The 25,744-nt window shown below is 71.4% G+C and carries 18 protein-coding genes and 1 tRNA gene; 12 read left to right on the top strand and 7 right to left on the bottom strand.

Going from position 1 to position 25,744, the window contains the following annotated elements:
* Nucleotides 1-454: 454 nt before the first annotated feature.
* The 3 genes from mfd to ACZ4N4_RS40190 all read right to left on the bottom strand — a co-directional run bounded on the left by mfd (nucleotide 455) and on the right by ACZ4N4_RS40190 (nucleotide 7,682).
* Nucleotides 455-3,988: a transcription-repair coupling factor gene (mfd, locus tag ACZ4N4_RS40200; protein ID WP_453564806.1), complete on the bottom strand. Its 3,534-nt coding sequence runs from the start codon at nucleotides 3,986-3,988 to the stop codon at nucleotides 455-457.
* A gap of 329 nt (nucleotides 3,989-4,317) precedes the next feature.
* Entirely contained in the window at nucleotides 4,318-6,897 is a 2,580-nt protein-coding gene (locus tag ACZ4N4_RS40195) for an ABC transporter permease (RefSeq protein ID WP_467598395.1), read from the bottom strand.
* The gene (locus ACZ4N4_RS40190) at nucleotides 6,894-7,682 is read right to left on the bottom strand and encodes an ABC transporter ATP-binding protein (RefSeq protein ID WP_360489974.1); all 789 of its coding nucleotides are present in this window, start codon (nucleotides 7,680-7,682) and stop codon (nucleotides 6,894-6,896) included. The genes ACZ4N4_RS40195 and ACZ4N4_RS40190 overlap by 4 nt, the downstream gene beginning before the upstream one ends.
* 446 nt (nucleotides 7,683-8,128) lie before the next feature.
* Between ACZ4N4_RS40190 and ACZ4N4_RS40185 the strand changes: the two genes are divergently transcribed.
* From ACZ4N4_RS40185 to ACZ4N4_RS40175, 3 genes are all read left to right on the top strand, one after another.
* Nucleotides 8,129-9,622: an MFS transporter gene (locus ACZ4N4_RS40185; RefSeq protein ID WP_467598391.1), complete on the top strand. Its 1,494-nt coding sequence runs from the start codon at nucleotides 8,129-8,131 to the stop codon at nucleotides 9,620-9,622.
* Between the two features lie 227 nt (nucleotides 9,623-9,849).
* Nucleotides 9,850-10,260 (top strand): DUF485 domain-containing protein, encoded by a 411-nt coding sequence (locus ACZ4N4_RS40180; RefSeq protein WP_467598388.1) that lies wholly within the window; start codon nucleotides 9,850-9,852, stop codon nucleotides 10,258-10,260.
* The gene (locus tag ACZ4N4_RS40175) at nucleotides 10,257-11,867 is read left to right on the top strand and encodes a sodium/solute symporter (protein ID WP_467598385.1); all 1,611 of its coding nucleotides are present in this window, start codon (nucleotides 10,257-10,259) and stop codon (nucleotides 11,865-11,867) included. The genes ACZ4N4_RS40180 and ACZ4N4_RS40175 overlap by 4 nt, the downstream gene beginning before the upstream one ends.
* 48 nt (nucleotides 11,868-11,915) lie before the next feature.
* Here ACZ4N4_RS40175 and ACZ4N4_RS40170 read toward each other — a convergent pair whose 3' ends face one another.
* The 3 genes from ACZ4N4_RS40170 to ACZ4N4_RS40160 form a co-directional block, all read right to left on the bottom strand.
* On the bottom strand, nucleotides 11,916-12,803 hold the full coding sequence (locus ACZ4N4_RS40170) for a coiled-coil domain-containing protein (RefSeq protein WP_453564818.1): 888 nt from the start codon (nucleotides 12,801-12,803) through the stop codon (nucleotides 11,916-11,918).
* Between the two features lie 297 nt (nucleotides 12,804-13,100).
* Nucleotides 13,101-16,163, bottom strand: coding sequence for an SUKH-4 family immunity protein (locus ACZ4N4_RS40165; protein WP_467598382.1), 3,063 nt, complete (start codon nucleotides 16,161-16,163; stop codon nucleotides 13,101-13,103).
* Between the two features lie 8 nt (nucleotides 16,164-16,171).
* On the bottom strand, nucleotides 16,172-17,188 hold the full coding sequence (locus tag ACZ4N4_RS40160) for an SMI1/KNR4 family protein (protein WP_453564823.1): 1,017 nt from the start codon (nucleotides 17,186-17,188) through the stop codon (nucleotides 16,172-16,174).
* Nucleotides 17,189-17,486: 298 nt separating this feature from the next.
* Between ACZ4N4_RS40160 and ACZ4N4_RS40155 the strand changes: the two genes are divergently transcribed.
* Together ACZ4N4_RS40155 and ACZ4N4_RS40150 are read left to right on the top strand one after the other, a co-directional pair.
* Nucleotides 17,487-18,026, top strand: coding sequence for a YwqJ-related putative deaminase (locus ACZ4N4_RS40155; protein WP_467598379.1), 540 nt, complete (start codon nucleotides 17,487-17,489; stop codon nucleotides 18,024-18,026).
* A 129-nt stretch (nucleotides 18,027-18,155) separates the two neighbouring features.
* A complete protein-coding gene (locus ACZ4N4_RS40150) occupies nucleotides 18,156-18,653 on the top strand; it encodes an SUKH-3 domain-containing protein (protein WP_450765541.1) in 498 nt (165 codons plus the stop codon).
* Between the two features lie 155 nt (nucleotides 18,654-18,808).
* On the opposite strand, the gene ACZ4N4_RS40145 is transcribed toward ACZ4N4_RS40150, so the two are convergent.
* Nucleotides 18,809-20,122, bottom strand: a complete 1,314-nt coding sequence (locus ACZ4N4_RS40145; protein WP_467598376.1) for a sensor histidine kinase — start codon at nucleotides 20,120-20,122, stop codon at nucleotides 18,809-18,811.
* A 166-nt stretch (nucleotides 20,123-20,288) separates the two neighbouring features.
* Between ACZ4N4_RS40145 and ACZ4N4_RS40140 the strand changes: the two genes are divergently transcribed.
* The 7 genes from ACZ4N4_RS40140 to ACZ4N4_RS40110 all read left to right on the top strand — a co-directional run bounded on the left by ACZ4N4_RS40140 (nucleotide 20,289) and on the right by ACZ4N4_RS40110 (nucleotide 25,620).
* Nucleotides 20,289-20,759: a hypothetical protein gene (locus ACZ4N4_RS40140; RefSeq protein ID WP_467598373.1), complete on the top strand. Its 471-nt coding sequence runs from the start codon at nucleotides 20,289-20,291 to the stop codon at nucleotides 20,757-20,759.
* A 22-nt stretch (nucleotides 20,760-20,781) separates the two neighbouring features.
* A tRNA-Gln gene (locus ACZ4N4_RS40135) sits at nucleotides 20,782-20,856 on the top strand.
* Between the two features lie 119 nt (nucleotides 20,857-20,975).
* Nucleotides 20,976-22,424: a bifunctional UDP-N-acetylglucosamine diphosphorylase/glucosamine-1-phosphate N-acetyltransferase GlmU gene (glmU, locus tag ACZ4N4_RS40130; protein WP_453564833.1), complete on the top strand. Its 1,449-nt coding sequence runs from the start codon at nucleotides 20,976-20,978 to the stop codon at nucleotides 22,422-22,424.
* 144 nt (nucleotides 22,425-22,568) lie between these two features.
* Complete coding sequence (locus tag ACZ4N4_RS40125) at nucleotides 22,569-23,549, top strand: ribose-phosphate diphosphokinase (RefSeq protein WP_351710648.1); 981 nt, start codon at nucleotides 22,569-22,571, stop codon at nucleotides 23,547-23,549.
* Nucleotides 23,550-23,785: 236 nt separating this feature from the next.
* Nucleotides 23,786-24,385, top strand: a complete 600-nt coding sequence (locus tag ACZ4N4_RS40120) for a 50S ribosomal protein L25/general stress protein Ctc (protein WP_467598369.1) — start codon at nucleotides 23,786-23,788, stop codon at nucleotides 24,383-24,385.
* 74 nt (nucleotides 24,386-24,459) lie between these two features.
* Nucleotides 24,460-25,068, top strand: a complete 609-nt coding sequence (pth, locus tag ACZ4N4_RS40115) for an aminoacyl-tRNA hydrolase (RefSeq protein WP_450765531.1) — start codon at nucleotides 24,460-24,462, stop codon at nucleotides 25,066-25,068.
* Between the two features lie 42 nt (nucleotides 25,069-25,110).
* On the top strand, nucleotides 25,111-25,620 hold the full coding sequence (locus tag ACZ4N4_RS40110; protein ID WP_467598366.1) for a hypothetical protein: 510 nt from the start codon (nucleotides 25,111-25,113) through the stop codon (nucleotides 25,618-25,620).
* Nucleotides 25,621-25,744: the final 124 nt, after the last annotated feature.

The following is a 25,744-nucleotide window of genomic DNA, read 5'->3' as shown; positions in this document are numbered from 1 at the left end:
GGGCGGATCTCTCCTGGCTCACGGTAGCCGCCGCACGGTTCACGTCGAATGGCGCCTAAAAGGGTGAATAGCGAACAACTCCCCCTTATCGGAACCTCTTTGACGCACCGGGAGAAGCCCGGGCGGTACGCCTTCGCGCCCGCTCACACCACGCCACGGTCGCACGCCGTAACGCACGCCTTGCCGGTTCGCGGCGCGCCAAACCGCCGGGGCCGAGCGCGGGATCGGCGGGCCGAAGGTCGCCGTGACGGTCGCGTCGTCGACGAGGTCCGGTGTGCAGGGGTTGTCAAGGAAGGCACGGGGCGCCTGGCAGGCGCCGGTGCGTCAACGACGGGGAGTGGGCGCGGGCGGTGTCGAGGAACCGGCAAAAGCCGGGACTCGGCCGTCCGCACCCCCGGACCGACGGTCCTGCGCCCCCCGGACCGACGGTCCCCCGACCCCGACCCCGGCCGCCCTACGACCCCAGCACCGACGCCAGGAACTCACCGACCCAGCCCAGCAACTCCCGTCCGACGAGCGGCTTTCCGCCCACCTTCGCGGTCTTCGGGCGGGGCACCAGCACCTGGCGGACGGCCGGCTTGATGACGGTCCCCGGGTACAGACGCTTGAGCCGCAGCTCCTGCGACTCGCGCAACTCGACCGGAGCGAAGCGGATGTTGGTGCCCTGGAGGACGATCTCACCGACTCCGCACGCGCGGGCGAGCATCCGCAGCCCGGCGACCAGGAGCAGGTTCTCCACCGGTTCGGGCAACTTGCCGTAGCGGTCGGTGAGTTCCTCACGGACCGCCCTGATGTCCTCCTCGGAGTTGGCGGAGGCGATGGACCGGTAGGCCTGGAGGCGCAGCCGCTCGCCGGGCGCGTAGTCGTGCGGGACGTGCGCGTCGACGGGCAGCTCGATCTTGACCTCCAGCGGCGGCTCCTCCTCGATCTCCCCGGTCTCCAGCTGTCGCCGGTAGTCGGCGACGGCCTCGCCGACCATGCGGACGTACAGGTCGAAGCCGACGCCCGCGATGTGGCCGGACTGCTCGCCGCCGAGCAGGTTGCCGGCGCCGCGGATCTCGAGGTCCTTCATCGCCACGTACATGCCGGCGCCCATCTCGGTGTGCTGGGCGATGGTGGCGAGCCGTTCGTGCGCGGTCTCGGTGAGCGGCTTCTCCGGCGGGTACAGGAAGTACGCGTATCCGCGCTCACGCCCTCGGCCGACCCGGCCGCGCAGCTGGTGCAGCTGGGAGAGGCCGAAGGTGTCGCCGCGTTCAACGATCAGGGTGTTGGCGTTGGAGATGTCGATGCCGGACTCGACGATCGTCGTGGAGACGAGGACGTCGAACTTCTTCTCCCAGAAGTCGACGACGACCTGTTCGAGGGCCGATTCCGACATCTGGCCGTGGGCGGTGGCGATCCGCGCCTCGGGGACGATCTCGCGGAGGCGGGAGGCCGCGCGGTCGATGGACTCGACCCGGTTGTGGATGTAGAAGACCTGGCCCTCGCGCAGCAGTTCGCGGCGGATGGCGGCGCCGATCTGCTTCTCCTCGTAGGGGCCGACGAAGGTGAGCACCGGGTGCCGTTCCTCCGGCGGGGTGGTGATCGTGGACATCTCGCGGATGCCGGTGACCGCCATCTCCAGGGTGCGCGGGATCGGGGTCGCGGACATGGTCAGCACGTCCACGTTGGCGCGCAGCTTCTTCAGCTGCTCCTTGTGCTCGACGCCGAAGCGCTGCTCCTCGTCGACGATGACCAGACCGAGGTCCTTGAACTTGGTCTCCGAGGAGAACAGCCGGTGGGTGCCGATGACAACGTCGACCGCGCCCTCCCTGAGCCCCTCCAGAGTCGTCTTCGCCTCGGTGTCGGTCTGGAAGCGGGAGAGCGCCTTCACGCTCACCGGGAACTGCGAGTACCGCTCGGAGAACGTGCCGAAGTGCTGCTGCACCAGCAGGGTGGTGGGGACGAGGACGGCGACCTGCTTGCCGTCCTGGACGGCCTTGAAGGCGGCCCGGACCGCGATCTCGGTCTTGCCGTAGCCGACGTCGCCGCAGATCAGGCGGTCCATGGGGACCGACTTCTCCATGTCCTCCTTGACCTCGGCGATGGTGGTGAGCTGGTCGGGGGTCTCCGCGTACGGGAAGGCGTCCTCCAGCTCGCGCTGCCAGGGCGAGTCGCCGGCGAAGGAATGGCCGGGGGCTGCCATGCGCGCGCTGTAGAGCTTGATCAGGTCGGCGGCGATCTCCTTGACGGCCTTCTTGGCGCGTGCCTTGGTCTTCGTCCAGTCCGCGCCGCCCAGGCGGTGCAGGGTGGGCGACTCGCCGCCGACGTACTTGGTGATCTGCTCCAGCTGGTCGGTGGGGATGTACAGCCGGTCGCCGGGCTGGCCGCGCTTGGCGGGCGCGTACTCGACGACCAGGTACTCACGGGTGGCGCCCTGGACGGTGCGCTGCACCATCTCGATGTAGCGGCCGACGCCGTGCTGCTCGTGGACGATGTAGTCGCCCGCCTCCAGGGTGAGCGGGTCGATCGTCTTGCGGCGCCGGGCCGGCATCCGGGCGCCGTCCTTGCCGGCCGCCTTCTGGCCGGACAGGTCGGTCTCGGTGAGGACGGCGAGTCTGAGCGCCGGGTCGACGAAGCCGTAGTCGATCGAGCCGCAGGACACATGCACGACCGAGGGGCTCAGCTCGCCCAGGTCGACGTCGAGGCGGGCCGCGATGCCCTCGCCGCCGAGCACCTCGACGGTGCGGGAGGCGGGGCCGTGGCCCTCGGTCACGTACACCGTGCGCCAGCCGTCGGCGAGCCAGCCCTTGGTGTCGGCGAGGGCCTTGGCGGTGTCGCCGCGGTAGGTCTCCGTGGCGTGCATGCCGAGCTTGAGGGTGTCGGCGGACAGCTCTTCGTCGGCGGCGAACGGCGACACCGACCACCACATCATGTCCCGCTCGCGCGCCCGGTCGCGGACGTCCGCGATCGACCACAGGGAGGCCGCGCCGACGTCGATGGGCGCCTCGCCGCCGCCCGCGGTGGCCGCCCAGGAGGCCTGCAGGAACTCCTGGCTCGTGGCCACCAGGTCGGCGGCACGCGTGCGGACCCGCTCCGGATCGCACACGACGGCCATCGCGCCCTTGGGCAGCACGTCGAGCAGCAGCTCCATGTCGTCGACCAGGACGGGGGCGAGGGACTCCATGCCCTCGACCGCGATCCCCTCGGCGATCTTGTTCAGCAGTTCGCCCAGCTCCGGGTGCTGTTCGGCGAGGGCACGCGCGCGGGCGCGGACGTCGTCGGTCAGCAGCAGCTCGCGGCAGGGCGGCGCCCACAGTCCGTGCTCGGCGACCTCCAGGGAGCGCTGGTCGGCGACCTTGAAGTAGCGGATCTCCTCGACGTCGTCGCCCCAGAACTCGACGCGCAGGGGGTGTTCCTCGGTGGGCGGGAACACGTCCAGGATGCCGCCGCGCACGGCGAACTCGCCGCGTTTCTCGACGAGCTCCACGCGCGCGTAGGCGGCGGCAGCGAGGGCTTCCACGACGTCGTTCAGATCGGCGCTCTGCCCGCTGCGCAGTGCCACCGGCTCCAGGTCACCGAGGCCCTTGACCTGCGGCTGGAGCACGGACCGTACGGGCGAGACGACGACGGAGACCGGGCCGGTCTCGGGGTCGTCGGGTCTCGGGTGGGCGAGGCGGCGCAGCACGGCCAGGCGGCGGCCGACGGTGTCGCTGCGGGGGCTCAGCCGCTCGTGCGGGAGCGTCTCCCAGGAGGGGTACTCCACGACGCCCTCGGACGGCAGCAGGGTGCGCAGGGCGGCGGCCAGGTCCTCGGCCTCGCGGCCGGTGGCGGTGACCGCGAGCACGGGCCGGCCGGCCTCACGGGCCAGGGCGGCGATCGCGAGGGGGCGGGCCGCAGGGGGGCCGACCAGGTCGACGTGCATGCGGTTGCCGTCCGCGGCCGCCTTGATCGCTTCCGCGAGTGCGGCGTCCTTGACGACGGCGTCGAGCAGACCGTGCAGGCTCATTCAGGCGGCTTTCGTCCGGGGGTGGGCAACGCGAAGTGCCCGGCGCGGGCTGCGACCGGGGGGTCTCCAGCGTACGTCGCCGCGTGGGCGTGCGCCGGGGCTGTGGACAACCGCCTGTGGACGACCTGTACGGCGTTCCGCGCGCCCAGGGGTCTCGCACGGGACACGAGCGCCCGGCGCCGGAGAGTCCTGGGAACTCTCCGGCGCCGGGCCTTCCCCCGCAACCCCCGTATGCGGTGGTCTCTCAGTCGGTCCTACGGGTTCTGTCGCTCCCGTCGGTCCCGTCGGTTCTGTCGCTGCCGTCGGTCCCGTCGGTTCTGTCGCTCCCGTCAGTCCGTCGCGATCGCCTTCAGGACGTTCATGCGGCCCGCCCGGAAGGCCGGGATCAGCGCGGCGAACAGGCCCACGAAGGCCGAGCCGATGAAGACCCCGGTGATCGTCGGCCAGGGGATCTCCAGGACCTTCAGGCCCTGCAGGGCGAGCAGCTTCTGGGCGGTCGCGCCCCAGCCCATGCCCAGCCCCAGGCCCAGCAGGGCACCGAAGAGGGCGATGACCACGGACTCCATGCGGATCATCCGGCGCAGCTGCCGCCGCGACAGACCGATCGCCCGCATCAGGCCGATCTCCCTGGTCCGCTCGACCACCGACAGTGCCAGGGTGTTCACGACACCGAGGACCGCGACGATGATCGCGAGTGCGAGAAGCCCGTAGATCAGGTTCAGCAGCTGGCCGATCTGGTCCTTCAGCGCCTGCTTGTAGTCGGTCTGGTCGCGCACGGTGTACTGCGGGTAGTCGTGCAGCGCGCTCTTGAGCGACTTGTACGCGCTGTCCTGCCGGCCGTCCTTGGCGGTGGCGAAGACCAACTGGTCGAGCGGCATCCGGTCGGCCGGCACGTACTTGGCGAGCGTGGCGATGGACGTGTACTTGGCGCCCGCGTCGATGACGACGTCACTGCTGGTGATCGCGCGGACGGTCAGGTGGGCCGTACGCCCCTCCTTGAACCGGACGGTGATCTTCGAGCCGAGGTGGATGTCGTGTGCCTTGGCGAACTTCTCGTGCACGGACATCGAGTCGGGAAGGTAGGCGTCCTTGAGGTCACCGGCGACGGTCTTGGTCCGCAGGTCGGTCGCGTACGTCGGGTCGGCGGCCGTGATGTCGGTGTCCTTGAGCGTCTTGCCGTCGGGGGTGGTGTAGTCGGCCGAGGTGACCCGGTACTCGGTGACCCGCGCGAGCCCCGGCGTGTCCTTCACCGCCTTGACGGCCTGCGGGGTGATCCGCTGACCGCTGTCGGACTGGATGATGAAGTCCGTGCCGACGGTCTTGTCGAGCTGGTCGCTGGCGGAGGCCACCATGGAGGAGCCGACCACCGAGAGGCAGGCGACCAGCGCGAGCCCGATCATCAGGGCGGCGCCCGTCGCACCGGTACGGCGCGGGTTGCGCAGCGCGTTGCGTTCGGCCATGCGCCCCACGGGGCCGAACATCCGCAACAGGACGGCGCCCAGGACCCGTACGACGGCGCCGGCGAGCAGCGGGCCGATGACGACGAACCCGACCAGCGAGAGCACGATGCCGATGCCCAGCCAGGCGGCGCCCTGCGACGCCTTGTCGGCTTCCGCGGCCAGGTAGAGGCCGAAGCCGCCGCCGGCGGTCAGCAGGAGGCCCAGCAGGGCGCGTACGACGCCTGCCCTGGCGTCGGCGGGGGCTCCCGCGTCGCGCAGCGCGGCCATCGGGGAGACCTTGCCGGCCCGCCGCGCGGGCAGGTAGGCGGCGAGGACGGTGACGACGACACCGAGGACCAGGCCGAGCACCGGGGTCGTCCAGGCCACCGTCAGATCGCTGGTCGACAGGTGCATGCCTATCGAGCCCATGAGCTTCATCAGCCCGACCGCGATGCCGACGCCCGCGCCGACCCCGAGGACCGAGCCGACCACGCCGAGCAGGAGCGCCTCGACGAGCACGGACCGGTTGACCTGCCCGCGGCTGGAGCCGATGGCCCGCATCAGGCCGATCTCGCGGGTGCGCTGGGCGACCAGCATCGAGAAGGTGTTGATGATCAGGAAGATGCCGACCAGGAAGGCGATCCCGGCGAAGCCGAGCATCGCGTACCTCATGACGTTCATGAAGCCCTCGACGTCCTTCTGGTTCGCGTCGGCGGTCTCCTTGGCGGTCTGCACCTGGTAGCCGGCGCCGAGTTCGCCGGTCACGTTCTTCTTCAGCTGCGCGTCGGTGACACCGGAGGCGGCCGTCACGTTGACGTTCGTGAAGACGCCGCTCTGCCCGACGAGCGTGCGCTGCGCGGTCTTCGTGTCCATGTAGAAGATCGCGGCACCGGGGTTGGTGACGGTGAAGTCGGCGATGCCGGAGATCTTCGCGATGTGTGTGCCGACCGCGCTGATCACGCCGATCTCGTCGCCGAGTCCGAGGTGGTGCTTGTCGGCGGTGTCGGCGTCCACCATGATCTGGCCGGAGTTCTCCGGCGCCGCACCGGAGGTGATCTTCATGGTGCGGGCGTCGTTGGAGTTCCAGCTGCCGACGATGGTCGGTGCCCCGCTGGACGGCGACAGGCTGTCCTTCTTGGCGTCGACGACGGTCACGGACGTCGAGAAGACCGTCCCCTCGGCCGCCTTGACGCCGTCCGCCGCACGCACCTTGCGGACCACCGAGGCCGGCATGACCGGCGGCTTGCCGTTGTCCGAGGTCGTCTCGCCGGTGTCGGAGGCGCCCTTGGCGCTGACCGTCACATCGGACGAGGTCGCCGCGAACAGCTTGTCGAACGTCGTGTTCATCGTGTCGGTGAACACGAGCGTGCCGCACACGAACGCCACCGACAGCAGCACGGCGACGGCCGACAGGGCCATGCGTCCCTTGTGCGCGAAGAAGTTGCGCATCGAGGTCTTCATGACGGTCATGACGTACGCCCCCGCGCGTCGAAGTCCTTCATGCGGTCCAGGACGGTGTCCGCGGTCGGCTTGAACATCTCGTCCACGATCCGGCCGTCGGCGAGGTAGAGCACACGGTCCGCATAGGAGGCGGCCACCGGGTCGTGCGTGACCATCACGATCGTCTGCCCCAGGTCGTCGACGGAACTGCGCAGGAAGCCGAGGACCTCCGCGCCCGCGCGGGAGTCGAGGTTTCCGGTCGGCTCGTCACCGAAGATGATCTCGGGGCGCGCGGCGAGGGCGCGCGCCACGGCCACGCGCTGCTGCTGACCACCCGAGAGCTGCGTGGGACGGTGCTTGAGCCGGTCCGCGAGCCCCACGGTGTCGACCACGCGCCCCAGCCACTCCCTGTCGGGCTTGCGCCCGGCGATGTCCATGGGGAGCGTGATGTTCTCCAGCGCGTTCAGCGTCGGCAGCAGGTTGAACGCCTGGAAGATGAACCCGATGCGGTCCCGGCGCAGCTTCGTGAGCTTTTTGTCCTTCAGCCCGGTGATCTCGGTCTCGTCCAGGTAGATCTGACCGCTCGTCACGGTGTCGAGTCCGGCGAGGCAGTGCATCAGGGTGGACTTGCCGGACCCCGAGGGGCCCATGATCGCGGTGAACTGCCCCCGCGAGATGTCCACGTCGACGTGGTCGAGAGCGACGACCCGGGTCTCTCCGGACCCGTACGCCTTGACGACCTGCCGCGCCCGCGCGGCAACGGCCGTACGCCCTCCAGTACCCCCGTGCCTGGGAATGGTCACAGCCGATGTCACGGTATGTCTCCTAAGTCGGTCAGCGAACGGACGGCTCTGTGCCGCGTCCTGCTGCGAAGCGTTTGGTACGCCGATGAGTCTCGCGGTGCGCGGGGTTGCTCCGCGCTGGTGCGAAGCCCCGTCTTTCCCGGGGGAAAACCCCACCCCCGCCGGTTCGGTCAACCGCCCCCCGGCGACGTAAAGCCAGGTTAAGGACGACAGTGGTGCCGTCTCCTCCTCCGGCGGTACGAACCCTCCCCGAGCCTTGGTACGGAGAACCCCCTAGGGGAAGTCCACCGCCGGGTGGAGTCCTTCTCCGGGTCCGGCTCCACCCCCCGGCGCGCTCAGCCTCCTCCCTCTCCTCGCGTGAGGGTCAAGTGGATGCGCACTCCCGCCAGGTCGGGGCGGATGGGAAGCTGTCGCACGCGACATAGATGCAAGGGGAACGCATGGGGAGGAGATCCGGCGTGGAGAACACGAGACCCGCGATACGCGCGGCCGGGCGCGATGCCGGGACGGGCCGGCGGGGGGCCGTGGTGGCCGCCCTGATGCTCGCGATGGCGCTGGCGGCGCTCGACTCCACCGTCGTCTCCACCGCCGTACCGCAGATCGTCGGCGACCTCGGCGGGTTCTCCGTCTTCTCCTGGCTGTTCTCCGGCTATCTGCTGGCCGTGACCGTGACGCTGCCGGTGTACGGCAAGCTCTCCGACACCTTCGGCCGCAAGCCGGTGCTGGTCGCGGGGGCCGTGGTGTTCCTGCTGGGGTCGCTGCTGTGCGCGGCCGCATGGAACATGGCCGCGCTGATCGCGTTCCGGATCGTGCAGGGCCTCGGCGGGGGCGCACTGCAGGGCACCGTGCAGACCCTGGCGGCCGACCTGTACCCGCTCAAGGAACGTCCCAAGATCCAGTCCAAGCTGTCCACGGTGTGGGCGGTCTCCGCGGTCGCCGGGCCGGGGCTCGGTGGGGTGCTGGCCACGTACGCGGACTGGCGGTGGATCTTCCTCGTCAACCTGCCGATCGGCGCGGCGGCACTCTGGCTGATAGTGCGTCATCTGCACGAGCCGGAGCGCGCGCCGCGCACGCCCCCGCGGGTGGACTGGGCGGGCGCGCTGGCGGTCTTCGCGTGCGGGGGCGTGCTGCTGACGGCGCTCGTGCAGGGCGGGGTGGCGTGGGCATGGTGGTCCGCGCCGTCGTGCGCGCTGTTCACCACCGGGCTCGCGCTCGTGGGGCTCGTGATGTGGATCGAGCGCCGGGCCGCGGAACCGATCATCCCGGGCTGGGTGTGGCGCCGCCGTACGATCGCGGCCGTCAACCTCGCGCTCGGCGCGCTGGGACTGCTGATGGTCGCGCCGACGGTGTTCCTGCCCACCTATGCGCAGTCGGTCCTCGGCCTCACGCCGGTGGCCGCCGGATTCGTGCTGTCGGTGTGGACGCTGAGCTGGCCGATCTCGGCGGCGTTCAGCCAGCACGTGTACCGGCGCATCGGCTTCCGCGACACCGCGCTGCTCGGCATCGGCGCGGCCGCGCTGATCCTGTTCGCCTTCCCCTTCCTGCCCTACCCCGGCGCCGCCTGGCAGCCGACCCTGCTCATGCTCGTACTGGGCGGCGCGCTCGGCCTGTTCCAGCTCCCGCTGATCGTCGGCGTGCAGTCGACGGTGGGCTGGGAGGAGCGGGGCACGACGACCGCGTCGGTGCTCTTCTGCCGGCAGACCGGACAGACGATCGGCGCCTCGGTGTTCGGCGCGATCGCCAACGGCGTGCTCGCGGCCCACCTGGGCGGCGCCGGCGACCTCGACTCCGTCACGCGCGCGCTGGACGACGGCACCGCCCCCGAGTCCACCCGCCACGCGATCGCGAACGCGGTCCACGCGGTGTACCTCGGGGCGGCGTGCGCGGCCGCAGTGGCGTTCCTCGTCCTGCTGTTCGTGGCACCGCGACGCTTCCCGGTCCTCACGGACTGACACCTGACCCTGCGTCAACACGCTCCCCGAGAACGGCTCCCGCCCCTCGGTTAACGCGGGTAACACCCAAGGTCAGGCACCCTCTCGGCCAGTAAGCGCATACCGGTCGCCCAGTTGGCGAAAAACACCGCGAGCCCCGGCTACTTGCGAGTAGGGTGCGTGACCCCGCTCCCCCCCTCTCCCTGCGGTCCGCCGCCACGGACCCGAGCCACGCAAGGAGCACCGGGATGTCCCAGGACCCTTCCCCGCGCGATCCGTCGTACCTCACCTACCCCTGGCAGCCGCTGCCGCCGGAGCCGCCGGCACCCCGTCATCTGCCGCACCGGGAGCCGGTCGGCCACCACAGCGACCTGCGGGTGCTGCGCGGCGCCTACCGCCTCCAGCGGCGCACCGCGACCCTCACCGCACTCGGCTACTTCACCCTGTTCCTGATGCTGTCCGCGTTCGCCCCGCGCATGATGACGAGCACGGTCGCCGACGGCGTACCCGCCGGCCTGCTCCTCGCCCTTCTCCAACTGCCCGTCACCTGGCTGGCGATCGCCCTGTACGAGCACACCGCGCGCCGCCACGTCGACCCGCTCGCGGATCGCATCCGCAGAACGGCCGAACTGGACGCCAGGCGAGGAGCCGTACGGTGACCGGCTTCAGCGACTCCGCGCAGTCCATGTCCCTGGTCGCCTTCACCGCCGTCGCCACCCTCACCCTCCTGCTGTGCGTGCTGACCGGCCCGGACCGCGACGACCTCGACGCGTTCTACACCGGCTACGGCTCCCTCTCCCCGTTGCGCAACGGCCTCGCCATCGCCGGCGACTACATCTCCGCGGCCACCGTCCTCGGCACCGGCGGCGTGATCGCCCTGTGCGGCTACGACGGTGTCGTCCTCGCCCTCAGCACCGCGCTGTCGCTGATGCTGCTGATGTTCCTGCTGGCCGAACCACTGCGCAACGCGGGGAGGTTCACCATGGGCGACGCGCTGGCCCGCCGGATGCCCGGCCGGAGCGTACGGATCACGGCCTGCGCGGTGACCATCGCCGCCCTGCTGCCGCTGATGCTGGTCCAACTCGCCGGCGCCGGCCAACTGATGGCGTTCCTCCTCGGCTTCTCCGACGAGTCCGTGCAGACCTGCTGCGTCATCGGCCTCGGCGCGCTGATGATCAGCTACGCGGCCATCGGCGGCATGAAGGGCACCGCCCTCATCCAGATCCTGAAGATCGTGATGCTGCTCGGTTCCGGCACCGTGGTCGCCCTGCTGATCCTGCACCGCTTCGACTGGGACCCCGGCGCCCTGCTCGCCGCGGCGGCACGGGGCAGCGGCGCCGGCACCGCCTACCTGCACTCCGGCCTGCAGTTCGCCGCAGGCCCCAACCCTCGCCTGGACATGATCAGTTCAGAACTGACCATCGTCCTCGGCGGCGCCTGCCTGCCGCACATCACCATGCGCATGTATACCGCCGCCGGCGCCCGCCAGGTCCGCCGCTCCATGTCCTGGGCCGTGTCGAGCGTCGCCCTGTTCGTCCTGATCATCAGCATCGTCGGCTTCGGCGCCACCGCCCTGGTCGGCCGTACCGCCATCACCGCCGCCGACCCGCAGGGCAACACCGCCTACCTGCTGGGCTCGCGCGCGGCGTTCGGAACCGACGTGTCGACGGCCGGCACCCTGCTCTTCACCACCGTCACCACGGCGATCTTCCTCACCCTGCTCGCCTCCGTCGCCGGCATGATCCTCGCCTGCGCCAACTCCCTCGCCCACGACGTCCTCGCGACCCGCGCCCAGGAGACACCGGCCCGGCGCGAGATGAAACTCGCCCGCGTCTGCGCGCTCGCCATAGGGGTCCCCACGATCCTGCTGGCGACCCTGGTCCAGCACCACAGCCTGCAGCCCCTGGCCACCCTCTCCTTCTGCCTGGGCGCCTCCGCCCTCGCCCCCGCCCTGGTCTACGGCCTCTTCTGGCGCCGCTACACCCGCACCGGCCTGATGTGCACCCTCCTCGGCGGCACCCTCACCGTGCTCCTTTTGATGCCGGGCACGAACCTGGTCTCCGGCTCGCCGGGCGCCGCCTTCCCGCACGCCGACTTCAACTGGTTCCCCTTCACCACCACCGGCATCGTCTCCATCCCGGCCGGCTTCCTCCTGGGATGGCTGGGGACGGTCGTCTCCGGCCGGCGCGGGGCGGCGGAACAGCGCAGGCAGTACGAGGCGGTGGAGGGCTGGATCCTCGCGGGCGCCGGGCGCCGGGGGGCTTGAACGGAGCGGAGGTGGTGAGCTGGGGGCACGCGAGCGGGGAGCAGGGCGCTATTCGGCCGTCGCGCGCCCCGTCAGGGTCATGAGGCTGTCACGCATGTGATCCATGTGCGCCTGCACGTCGTCCCAGATCTCCCCGTGCTCACGCAGCACCCGCTCGGTCTCCCGCGCGATGCGCTCCTCCCGGACTCGCGCCTCCGCGAGGATCTCCTCGGCACGCACCCGGGCCGCCTCCTGGGAACGGTGCTGCCACTCCTCCGCCTCGCCGAGGGCACGCTTCGCCTCGGACAGGGCGGCCTCGGCTCGGGCGATGCGGTCGGCCATCTGCACATCGGCCTCGGCGGCCCGCGCGGCCTCCTCGTCCTCCGCCTCGATCCAGCGCTCGGCGTGCTCCTTGGCCTGCTCGGCGAGCATCCCGGTGGTGCGCTGCCGTACCTCGCGCAACGCCGCGACGGCCTCGCCGCGCGCCTCCTTCACCTCCAGCCGGGCGCCGATACGGATCTCGTCGGCCTCGGCGCGCGCGGCGAGAAGGAGTTGGCGAGCGCGTTCCTCGGCGTCCGCGCGGAGCGCGTCCGCCTCTTCCCGCGCCGCACAGCGCTCGTTCTCGGCGCACTCCTCCGCCTGCACGACCCCGTCGATCAGAGCGCGCCGGGCGTTGCCGCGCAGCGCCGACGCCTCGTCCACCACGAGCCGGAAAATACGCTGCGCGCGGTCTCCCAGCGACTCGTAGGTCTGGGGCGGGAGCTGCTCGACGACGGCACGCACCCGCGCGGACTCCGCCTCCATGTCCTTGGCGAGCACGGTGAGCCGCGCGGCACGCTCCCACGCCGCGTCCCGGTCCTGCGAGAGTGCCGCCAGGAACGTGTCGACCTGTTCGGGGCGGTAACCACGCCCGCGGACGGTCACGAAGTCGTACGGCGGCATCGATGCGTTGCTCACCTTGGAACCCCTCTCCGCCGGACCCGCACGAAATGATGATTTCGCGCACATCTTGATGGATAGGGCGTAAGTGTTCATAACGCGACACTCCGCAGACATGTCACGGCCGGAGCGCCGCGCATCGCATCCAGGCCCGCGAGAGCACCAGGAGGCGTGAGCCCTCAGCCGCGCGCCCCGCGGTACCGGCTCGGCACCACCGCCCCGACCCGATCCCGGGCAGAGACGTGCGCGCATACGTGGGGGCCGGTCCGGTTCACTCGACCGGACCGGCCCCCACCGGCTGTGCCTACCGCCGCCCTACAACAAGCCGTCCCACATCTGCTCCAGCAGCACCGACCACCAGCTCTCCGGCGAACCGAGCGCCGCCGGGTCCAGGGAGGCCAGCTGGGCCTGGAAGTCGACGGTCCAGCGGCCCGCCTGCTCCTGGTTCAGGCCGAACCGGAGCCGCCACATCCGGCCCAGCAGCGCCAGACACCGCGCGAACTCCGGCAGCCCGGTGTTGACGAACTGCGGCGCCACCGACGCCCCGCCCGGCCCTGCCTCCACCGGCACGGCCACGATGTTCGCGGTGCCGTACTGCACACAGATCGCCTTGCCGAAGTCGGTACCCATCACGAGGTACGACCCCGCGTCCGGCGCCGGCTGCACCCCGCGCTCCTGCGCCAGCTCGGCCAGCGTCGGCACCGGACGGCCCGGCTGGGCCTGCGCCCAGAAGAACGGCCCCATGTCCAGCGGAAGTCCGGCCGCGACCAGCGTGTGCGCCACGATCGGCGGCACCCCCTGCCGCGACACCGCCGCCTGCTCGAACCGGAACACGCCCGGCCCGAACGCCGCCCCCAGCTCCTGCGCGATCGCCTCCGGCGGGATAGGCGGCGCCGCCTGCACCGGCGGCAACGGCGCCCGCACCGGCGCGGGCCGCGCGGGACCCGCCGCCACCTGGTGCAGCTCGCCCTGGTGCGCCAGCAACTCCCGCATTCCCTGCTGCCGGCTCGCGTGATCCGTCCCGTACGGCGCGATGCTCGCGAGCCGCGCCTGCGGCCACTGCTCCCGGATCATCCGCGCGCAGTAGGCACCGGGCAGCTCGCACGGCTCCAACTCCGTGTGCAGCTCCAGCACCTGGTCCGGCGGCACGTTCATCGCCCGCAGCTCGTGGTAGATCTGCCACTCCGGGTGCGGCGTCCCCGGCGCCGAACGCCGGATCAGCTGCTGCTCCGAACCGTCCTGCGCGCGGTAGCGCAGCACCGCCTGGTAGCCGGGGCCCACGGTCGGCTGGCCCTGCTGCGGGTAGCCGTACGCCGGCGGCTGCTGCCCCGGCACGGCCTGGCCGGGCGGCGGCATCGCGCCGGCCGGCATCGGCGGCGGCATCTGCGGGGCACCCGGGGGCATACCGGGGGCGCCCGGTGCCGCGGGTACGCCGGGGGCGGGCGGGGGCGGCGGTGCGCCAGGGGCGCCCACGGGGGGCCCGGCCAGCACGGTCTCCGCGTGGTGAACCGCCCCCTGCGCACCACCGGCAGAGGCCTGCGCACCCCGCGCGGGAGGCATGCCTGGGGCGCCAGGGGGCTGCGGTGCGCCAGGGGCGCCCGAGGCTTGCGGTGCGCCCGGCGCGAAAGGTGCACCCGGGGCGTACGGCGGCGGCTGTGCGCCGGGCGCGTGGGGTACACCCGGGGCGCCCGGGACTCCAGGAGCGCCGGGCGGGTTCGGGATGCCCGGGGCGCCAGGGGCCTGAGGCGCGCCCCCGCCCCTCGCGTTCGGGTCGGCCAGCATCGTGGCCGAACGATGGACGTCCCCGGGGGGCGTGCCACCCGGAGTGCCCGGCGTACCGGGCGGGTTGGGGGCGCCCGGCGGAGTCTGCGCGCCCGGCGCCTGAGCCGGACCTCCAGGCCCCTCGGGACCCAGCGCCGACACCATCTGCGTCGGCACATACCCGCCCGCCGACGCACCCGGCGCACCCGGCGCGGGCGGCTGAGGCGCGCCCCCGGGGCGCGCGCCCGGCGTTCCAGGGGCGCCCGGCGGCGGAGGCGGCGCACCGGCCGCGCCGCGCGCCTTGCGCGGAGGAGGTGCGGCCCGGCTCGTCGCGGCATCCGCTATGTCACTGGCGTTCGGCGCCAGCGGACGGCTCGGAGCGGCTGGACCCGCCGGAGGCTGCGGCGCGCCCGGAGCACCGTCCGGCCCCTGCGGGTAGCCGTAACCCGGGGCGGCGGGGCTCTGCGGATAGCCGTAAGAGGGCGCGGGCGGAGCCGGGGGCGCCTGCGGATTGACCGGCACGCCCGGCGCGGGCGCGCCCGAAGCCGCGGCGGGCCCCTGCGGATAGCCGTACGTCGGGGCGCCCGGCGGAGGCGGCGGAGGCGTGCTGCCCTGCGGCGCCCCGGGCGCGGCGGCCACACCGTGCGCCCCGGGTGCACCCGGTACCCCCGGCGCACCAGCAGCTCCACGCGCCCCCGACACACCACCCTGCCCGCCGTGCACACCCTGCGCGCCCTGCGCTCCCGGCGCGCTCGCATCGTCGAGCGCCGGAGACACCGCCGTGCGCGGCAGCTGGCTGCCCCCCGACATCAGCGCCGTCTCGGCGTCTCCCAGCGCACCGTTGTCGGAGCCGCTCAGCGGCGGCGCGAACACCGTCGCGGGCAGCGGAACAGAACGGTCCTCACCGGCATCGGCGTTCGTGTCGGTGCCCGCCCAAGGAGTAGCGCCGGCAGGCACGTTGGGCACGCCCGGCGCACCGGGTGCACCCTGCGCCCCCACAACCGCCCCGGCGCCCGCGCCCGCGCCGCCCCCGGCCGCCGGCCAAGAAGCCCCACCACCGGCACCCGCCGGCACTCCCGCCTGCGTCTCCGCAAGCCCACCGGAACCCACACCGGGCCCCATGCCGGAACCCGCCCCGGACCCCACACCAGAGCCCGCCCCCGGGCCCGCACCGGACCCCCCGGCCGCACCCTCGGCCGCACCCTCGGCCGACGGCCCGTCACCTCCCGCTCGCCGATCCGGGATCCCCAGCTTGTCCGCCGCTTCCTGGAGCCACTCCGGGGGGCTCAACAGGAACGAGGTCTGGTTCAGGTCGACCCGCGCCGCAGGCGCCGGTACCGCGTCGGCGACCTCCGCCTCACGGCCGTACTCCTCCTCGTACCGGCGGATCACCTCGCCCACCGGCAGCGCCGGCCACAGCGTCGCGTCGCCGGTGTCGCGGGCGATGACCAGCCGCTGCCCACCCGCATCCGAACGCGGGCCCTCGGCACGGTCCTCGCCCCACACCACGAACCCGAGGCCGAACTCCCGTACCCGAACCTCACGGTGCTGGTACGCCGGCACGTCGCCGTTGATCCACTCCTCCGCGCGCTCCTGCGCCTGCGCGAACGTCACCATGCCGAAACTCACTCCCCCGAGCCAACAGAGACGGCACGGGCGAAACCGCCGTCCACCATCAGGTTCGCCACCGTCTCCAGCTCCGGCGGGGAACCCGCCAGCCGGGACAGGAACACGTCGAAGTCCTCACCGCAGGGCAGCAGCAGCCGTTCCACCCGCTCGGCCGGCGGCCACGACGGATCCACGTCGCGCACGTCGTCGTACGCGCAGAACCACACCGAACCGAGCCGGTCGCCCTTCACCTTCACCGCCAGCAGACCGCCCTGCACGAAACACACACCCAGGTAGTCCTTGGTCAGATGGTCGCGCAGGCACTTGTTGACGTACACGAGGTCGTTGACCGCCGCCTCGTCGCGGACCGTGAAGAACGGCTGGTCCAGCAGCAGACCGAGTTCGGCGTCCAGCGCCGTGCCCACCGGAGCGCATCCGCCCGCCGCCTTCAGAAAGGAGCGGTACGCACCGGGCAACCGGTAGCCCAGGTCCTCCTCGACGCCCTGCACCTGCGACTCCGACACCGCCACGCCCGACTTGGGCAGCCCGACATGGGCCGGGCGGGTCTCCTGCAACGGCCGCGTGCCCCGCTTGCCCTGGTCCACCCGGGCCGTCGCCACCCCGCCGTGGTGCCGCAGCAACGCCTTCACCTCGACCGGGACCAGCTCCAGCCGCCGCGACCCGGCCACGTGATGCCACGTCCAGCCGTGCGGCGTCGCCACCGCCGGCACCGTGTCCCACAGTTCATGACCCGCGGCGGACAGCACCGCGTTCGCCGACACGTAGTCCGTCAGCCGCAACTCGTCGACGCCGAAACCCTCCGGCGGGTCCGCGATCTCCGCCGCCGCGCGCGCGTACGGCGAGAAATCGGGGTAGCCATGCTCGTCGACACGTACCCCTCTCGGGTGACGTGCCGCCCGGACCGGATCCGGGAAATGCACGACCTGCCCGGCGTAGGCCGAGTTCGGCGGCACGGCTTGTCCCCCGGCCTGGCGGCTGGGCGGTGCCCCCATCCCGAGCCGACCTGTCGTCATGACGGTTGCCCCCTGCGGCACTCTGTACGAACCGAAACCACACCCCAAAGGCGCACCCCGGCCCGTATCCGGCTGTCTCTCCCACGTCCCAGACGCGTCGACCGCGCCCATCGCGGTGCCGACAGCCTATGCGGTACGCGAACCCCGGTCACCGGGCCTCCGCTTCCGTGACCAGCCGTCACCCCGCCGTGACAGCCTGCCCAAACCCGGGCGTGTCGCAGCGCCCCAGCTACCGCACCCGCCACGGGATTTGGCAGTCTGTGACTTTCGGGGGGATGCCCGGGAGGGGAAGACGATCATGAACGTCACACAGACGGGACCGCACACCGCGATGCCCGGCGCCGGTCACGGCGCCACCACCGGCGACCCCCGCGTCGGCTGGAGCAGCACCGAAATACCTCCCGCGCCCACCCTCCGGCACCGCCGCGACGGCATCCTGCCCACCGTCGCGGCCGCCCTCTCCGTCCGCGGCGCCACCCTCACCGGCACCGCGGCCCGCGGCGACCAGCCGCCTCCGCTGCACCCGCTGGTCCAGGAGTTCCTCGACACCCTGCCCAGCGGACAACGCGACCGTTCCACCGGGCGCTGCGCCGAGGCCATCCTCATCTCACGGCACATCGCCTCCGCCGACAGCGCCCGCAGCAAACGCGCGGTCCGCAAACCCATGACCAACGGTGAGGCCCGCAAAGCCCTCAAGCAGGCCAAGCTCACCGCCCGCCGCATACGCGAGGACGGCGACCCCCTGCACGGCAGCTTCGCCGCCCCCTGCCGGGCCTGCGCCGCACTCAGCGCCCACTTCGGCGTCCGCATCGTCGACCCCACCGCCACCGACGACTGACGCACCCCCCACCCGCACAGCACCCAACACCCCGCACCAAACACCACACGCCACCCGTAGCACCCGCACCCGCACCCGCACCCGCACCCGCACCCGCACCCGCACCCGCACCAAACGAACGAAGGGCAGATGCACCCCGACCGCACCTCCACCACGCGCTTCTCGGTGCCCGTCGACGCGGCTCTGCGCGCCGCCGGCTGGCAACCCGGACGCTGGGACATAAAACAGGCCGAGGTCTGGGCCGACGCCCTCCGCGAGCACACCTCACCCGCCGGACACCGGCACGCCGTCTTCCCCGCCGCCGTGGAGGCCTGGGCCGAATTCGGCGGCCTGCACATCAACCCCACCGGGCCCGGCCGCCAGATCGCCCCCGCCACCCTCCACCTCGACCCCCTGCACGGCCTCCACCTCGCCCGCACCCTCGGCGACCTCGGCCGCGCCCTCGACACCGAGGTCTGCCCCCTGGGCGAGGAGACCGAGACCCGCTCCCTGCTCGCCATCGACACCGAGGGCCGCGTCTACACCCTCGACCACACCGGCGACTGGTACGTAGGCCCCGACATCGACCACGGCCTCACCGCCCTCATCGCAGGCGTCGAACCCCAACGCCTCACCACCCACACCTGACCGGCGCCCACGCCCCGAAACCACTCACTCACCTACGCACGCACGCACCACCGAAACCACTCACTCACCCACGCGCGCACCACCCACCGCAACCACTCACCACCCACGACACCCACCCGCAACGCCCGTCCACGGCCCCCACCCACCACACCCGCTCACGCCGCCGGAATCACCGCCGACACCCGAAAACCTCCCGCGTCCGTCGGCCCCGACACGAACACCCCGCCCAGCCCCAGCACGCGCTCGCGCATCCCCACCAGACCGTTCCCGCCCGACGGCAGGCGCGCCGACGCCGCCGACGCCGGCTCCGGCGGCGGCTCGTTCTCCACCTGCATCGCGATCTCCGCCACCCGATGCGCCAGCCGCACATGGGTCTTGGCGCCCGCCGCGTGCTTGTGGACGTTCGTCAACGCCTCCTGCACCACTCGGTACGCCGTCTGCTCGACCGCGACCGCATACGACCGCACGTCCCCCTCCACCGACAGATCGACCACCATCCCGGCCGCCGCCGACTGCCCGATCAGTTCCTCCAGCTCCGACAGGTACGGCCCCTCCTCCTCGGCCACCCGCGAGGCCGCCACCGCGGCGGCCACCCCCACCGCGGCCAACGGCAACGACGCGGACGCCGACGCCGTACGACGCCGGTCGCCGTCCCCGGAGCGCAGCACCCCGAGCATCTCCCGCAGCTCCGTCAACGCCTGGCGCCCCATGTCGCCGACCAGCGCCGCGTTCTTCACCGCCTTCTCCGGGTCCTTCCGCGCCACCGCCTGCAAGGCCGCCGCGTGCACCACCATCAGGCTCACCCGATGCGCGACGACGTCATGCATCTCCCGCGCGATCCGGGTCCGTTCCTCGCCCCTCGCCCACTCCGCACGCTCCTCCGCGCGCTCCGCGAGCAGCTGAAGCTCCCGCTCCAGGCTGTCCGCGCGCTCCCGCAGGCTCTCCATCAGCCGCCGCCGCGCACCCACGTACAGGCCCAGCAGCACCGGGGGCGCGGTCAGTCCCAGCGAGGTCGCCAGCGACGCGAAGGGGACGAACCAGTCCCCCATCGTCAGATCCCCGCGCGCCATGCTCTGCCGGACCCGCACGAACGTCACGATCAGGGTGCCCAGGAACGTCATTCCGGACAGTGCCACGATGATCCGTCGCGGCACCTCCGCCGCGGCGAGGGTGTAGAGGCCGACGATGCCCATCAGGAAGCCCATCTGGGCCGGCGTGATCGCGATCGACACGAGCACGACGGCGATCGGCCATTTCCTGCGCAGCAGCAGCACCGAACCGGCCAGCAGACCGAACACGATCCCGGCCGACGCCGGAACACCCGCGTCCCGGGCGAAGGGAATCCCCTCGGCGCCGCACTCCAGCGCCGACACCAGCGCCAGACCGCCGTCCAGCACCGCACTACGCCACCGCGACCACCACCACGGCCCTGCCAAGGCCGTCGTGCGGTCTGCCCCCGTCGTGGTCATGCGTCCAGCCTACGGGCGCGGGGGTGGGCTTTTCCGGTGAGTTTCGTCTACTGGCCTACACCACCCTCCGTAACCGAACAACACCGAAACCCGCCTGTATCCCTCGAACTGCTGAACCATGACCGTTCAGCCTCGGAATCGACCATTCCGCCCGGACGGTATGCCCATGGCACATTCAGACAGCAAGTACCGGGACTTCGAGGGGCTCCGGAAGCAGGCGGTGGCGCTGCGGCGGTCCGGACTAAGGCGGCGCCAGATCCGCGACCGGCTGCACGTCGACAACAACGACATCCTCAACCGCCTCCTGGAGGGCGAGCCGCCCCCGGAACGGACGAAGCGCCCGAACGCCAAGGACGACCTGCGGGGCAGGGCGCGAGAGCTACGGCTCCAGGGCTGGACGTACGACCGGATCCAGGTGGAGCCGGGGTGCTCGAAGAGTTCGATCTCGTCGTGGGTACGGGACCTGCCGAGGCCGGAGCGCGAACGCACGCCCGAGGAGTCCTCGGCGCGCGAGAACACCTCGGAGGCGTATCGAGGTTGCCTGACCGTCTACGCGCTCAAGAGCGCGGACTTGTATCGTCGCGTGGAAGGCGCCTGGTACGGCATAGTAGGAGGCGCCGTTCAACCGCCTGACTAAATGTCCGGTTTGGTTGACATATTCCCCCGTGGTGTAATTGGCAGCACTGTGGCTTTTGGTGCCATCTGTCCGGGTTCGAGTCCTGGCGGGGGAGCCACACTCATCCGGGCCCTGACCGTCGACAGCCCCGTCAGGGCCCACTCTCATGTCCCCCATGAAACGCCCCGGTATCCTGCGGATGTCACCCCCACCATCCAAAAGCCGAAGGGCAACTCCGTGAGCGCCATTCGCCCGGCAGCCGTCGTCGTTCTCGCAGCGGGTGAGGGCACCCGTATGAAGTCGGCCACACCCAAGGTCCTGCACGAGATCTGTGGCCGTTCCCTGGTGGGCCATGTGCTCGCCGCCTCCCGCGAGTTGAAGCCCGAGAACCTCGTCGTCGTCGTCGGGCACGCGCGTGAGCAGGTCGGCGCGCATCTCGGTGCGGTCGACCCCGCCGCCCGTACGGCCGTGCAGGAACAGCAGAACGGCACCGGGCACGCGGTACGGATGGCACTGGAGGAGCTGGGCGGCGCGGTCCAGGGGACCGTCGTGGTCGTCTGCGGGGACACCCCGCTGCTCACCGGTGCGACCCTCGCCCGGCTCACCGAGACGCACCACGGCGACGGCAACGCCGTGACCGTGCTGACGGCCGAGGTCCCGGACGCGACCGGTTACGGCCGGATCGTGCGTGACGGCGCGTCCGGCGCGGTGACGGCCATCGTCGAGCACAAGGACGCCTCCGACGCGCAGCGGGCGATCCGGGAGATCAACTCGGGTGTGTTCGCGTTCGACGGGCAGCTGCTCGCGGACGCGCTGGGCAAGGTGCGCACGGACAACAGCCAGGGCGAGGAGTACCTGACGGACGTGCTGGGGATCCTGCGCGAGGCCGGGCACCGGGTCGGGGCCTCGGTGGCCGCCGACCACCGCGAGATCGCCGGGATCAACAACCGGGTGCAGCTGGCGGAGGCCCGCCGGATCCTCAACGACCGGCTGCTGGAGCGGGCGATGCTGGCCGGCGTGACCGTCGTGGACCCGGCGACCACGTGGGTCGACGTGACGGTCACCTTCGAGCAGGATGCCGTCGTCCACCCGGGGACGCAGCTGCAGGGGTCCACGCACGTCGGTGAGGGTGCCGAGGTCGGGCCGAACAGCCGGCTGAAGGACACCCGGGTCGGCGCGGGGGCGCGGGTCGACAACACGGTGGCCGATTCCGCCCATGTCGGTGCGAACGCGTCCGTGGGACCGTATGCCTATCTGCGGGCGGGGACGCGGCTGGGGGCCAAGGGCAAGATCGGCACCTATGTGGAGACCAAGAACGCCTCGATCGGGGAGGGGACGAAGATTCCGCATCTCTCCTATGTCGGCGACGCGTCGATCGGCGAGTACTCGAACATCGGTGCGGCGAGCGTGTTCGTGAACTACGACGGCGAGAGCAAGCACCACACCACCGTCGGGTCGCACTGCAAGACGGGTTCGGACAACATGTTTGTGGCGCCTGTCACGGTCGGGGACGGTGCGTACACCGCTGCCGGGTCCGTGATCACGAAGGACGTACCGCCCGGTTCGCTGGCCGTGGCCCGTGGCCAGCAGCGGAATATCGAGGGTTGGGTGGCCCGGAAGCGTCCGGGAAGTGCGGCGGCGAAGGCCGCCGAGGCGGCCTCCCGGCAGGGCACGAACGAGGACTGACCGGAAACAGGTGCGCCGAAGACGTCGTACCGTGATAAGTGCACACCCGCACCTAACCAGCTGATTCGGCCTCTCGCGCCCAGCCGAGGGGTCGCTGGCAGCCAGCAGGCTGTACGGCTGAGACACCTCTGAGGAGACAGTGCTGTGACCGGGTTCAAGACGACCGGCGAGAAGAAGATGATGTTCTTCTCCGGCCGCGCCCACCCCGAGCTTGCCGAGGAGGTCGCCCACCAGCTGGGTGTCGGGGTTGTCCCGACGAAGGCCTTCGACTTCGCGAACGGCGAGATCTACGTCCGCTACCAGGAGTCGGCGCGCGGTGCCGACTGCTTCGTGATCCAGAGCCACACGGCTCCGATCAACCAGTGGATCATGGAGCAGCTGATCATGATCGACGCGCTGAAGCGCGCGTCGGCTCGTTCCATCACGGTGATCGTGCCGTTCTACGGTTACGCCCGGCAGGACAAGAAGCACCGGGGCCGTGAACCGATCTCGGCGCGGCTGATCGCCGATCTGATGAAGACGGCGGGTGCGGACCGGATCCTGACCGTGGACCTGCACACGGACCAGATCCAGGGGTTCTTCGACGGGCCGGTGGACCATCTGTTCGCGCTTCCGCTGCTGGCGGACTACGTGGGCGCGAAGGTGGACAAGGGCAAGCTGACGATCGTGTCCCCGGACGCCGGCCGGGTCCGGGTCGCGGACCGCTGGTGCGACCGGCTCGGTGCGCCGCTGGCCATCGTGCACAAGCGCCGTGACAAGGACGTGGCGAACCAGGTGACCGTCCACGAGGTCGTGGGTGAGGTCAAGGGCCGGGTCTGTGTCCTGGTCGACGACATGATCGACACGGGTGGCACGATCTGTGCCGCGGCGGACGCGTTGTTCGCGCACGGTGCCGAGGACGTGATCGTGACGGCGACGCACGGTGTGCTGTCGGGTCCGGCGGCGGACCGGCTGAAGAACTCGCGGGTGAGCGAGTTCGTGCTGACGAACACGCTGCCGACGCCGGGCGAGCTGAGCCGGGACCTGGACAAGATCACGGTGCTGTCGATCGCGCCGACGATCGCGAGCGCGGTGCGCGAGGTGTTCGAGGACGGTTCGGTGACGAGCCTCTTCGACGAGCAGTGAGCGGCGCTTCGTAACGACCGTGCAGTGAGGTTTCTGCACCGGCCGCGCCGGCTGCCGGTGAAGATCCTTTTGGGTACGGCCTCCACTCCGAGTAGACTGCCCCAGTTGCTCGGCGAGGGAGGCCGTACCTGTTTTCGTACAGGTGTCGGCGCTCCGTTATCGACGCGCTCTTCGTAGCAGGCCGTTCGTGGCCGGGTGACCACGTCCGTTCCTAATCTCTACGAGGAGTGATCACCATGTCCGAGGTGAAGATCGCCGCCGAGTCGCGCACCGAGTTCGGCAAGGGCGCCGCCCGCCGTATCCGCCGCGACAGCAAGGTCCCCGGTGTCCTGTACGGCCACGGTTCGGACCCGATCCACCTGACCCTCCCGGGCCACGAGCTGCTGCTCGCGCTGCGTACCCCGAACGTCCTGATCTCCCTGGACATCGACGGCAAGTCCAACGAGCTGGCGATCCCGAAGTCCGTGGTGCGCGACCCGATCAAGGGCTTCCTGGAGCACGTCGACCTGCTGCTGGTCAAGCGCGGCGAGAAGGTCAACGTCGACATCCCGGTGCACACCGAGGGCGAGCTGGCCCCGGGCGGCAACCTGCTGGAGCACGTGCTGAACGCGCTGCCGGTCGAGGCCGAGGCCACCCACATCCCCGAGTCCGTCTCCGTCTCCGTCGAGGGCCTGGAGGCCGGCGCCTCCATCCTCGCCAAGGACATCACCCTGCCGTCCGGCGTGACCCTGGCCGTCGAGGACGACGCGGTCGTCCTTCAGGTCCTGGCCGCGCAGGCCGAGGAAGCCGCCGAGGGCGAAGAGGGCGAGTCGGGCGAGGAAGTCGCCGAGGCCTGATCCTCACCTTCGTTTCATCGTTCGTCAGCCGCTGCTCCCTCCCGGGAGCGGCGGCTGGCGCGTATCAAGGAGACATGGACGTGACCACCCCCGCAGCCGCCAACGCCCCCTGGCTGATCGTCGGCCTCGGCAACCCCGGACCGGAGTACGCGATGAACCGGCACAACGTCGGTTTCATGGTCGCGGACCTGCTCGCCGGGCGGATCGGGGGGAAGTTCAAGCGGGCCGGCAAGGCGCAGGCGCAGGTCGTGGAGGGGCGGCTCGGGGCGCCGGGTCCGGCGAGCCGGCGGGTGATCCTGGCCAAGCCGATGTCGTACATGAACCTTTCCGGCGGCCCGGTCAACGCGCTGCGTGACTTCTACAAGGTGCCGGTGGCGAACATCGTCGCGGTCCACGACGAACTGGACATCGACTACGGCGTCCTGCGGATCAAGCTCGGCGGCGGCGACAACGGCCACAACGGGCTGAAGTCGATGACGAAGGCGATGGGTGCCGACTACCACCGGGTGCGGTTCGGGATCGGGCGCCCGCCGGGCCGTATGCAGGTCGCGGACTTCGTGCTGAAGGACTTCTCCTCGGCCGAGCGCAAGGAACTGGACTACTGCGTGGACCGGGCGGCCGACGCCGTGGAGGCGCTGGTCACCGAGGGACTGGAGCGGGCGCAAAGCTCGTACAACTCCTGACTTGTCCCCCACCGCAGTTGACCGGCCGTAGGGACATGGCCAATGATCCCGGCCATGCCTGCTGCCTCGGTCACCTCCTCCCGTACGCCCCCGGTCGCCGCGCTGCGGTTCGGCCGGGTCGTGTCGATGGGCGCGGTCGCCGTGCTGATCCTGGTCGGCGGTGTGTGGGGCTCCTGGGGTACGGCGCAGCACGTGATGCTGACGAAGGGCAAGGAGCGGGGCACGATCGAGGTGACCACGTGCGGTGCGGACACCTGCACGGGCCCGTTCACCCCGGTCTCGTCCGGCGCCTCCGCGCGCTCCCGGGTGGTCATCGACAAGTCGGTGGCGGTGCGCAAGGGGCAGACCTACGACGTGATCGTGAAGCCCGGTACCGACGACGTGGTCCGGTCCGGCCCCGCCGGGGTCCTGCTCGCCTGGGTACCGCTCGGCGGCGCGCTGCTGCTGGCGTCGGTGGTGGTGGCCGGAGGGCTGCGGCTGACCCGGATGGCATGGGGACTGGGCGGTTTCGGGATCGCGCTGCTGACGGCGGCTTTCTTCGCCTTGCAGTGAGCCTGTAGAGCTGCAAGCACGGGCAGGCACATACGTCTGCAGGCACATACGGCTCGAGCACACACGGCTCGAGCACACACGGCCTGAGCACACACGGCTGTGCCCCCGGGTGTACGACCCCGGG

The sequence above is a fragment of the Streptomyces sp. NPDC026538 genome (genome assembly GCF_055567535.1).
The sequence above is the reverse complement of the archived record's forward strand: the minus strand, read 5'-3'. Positions and strand labels throughout refer to the sequence as shown.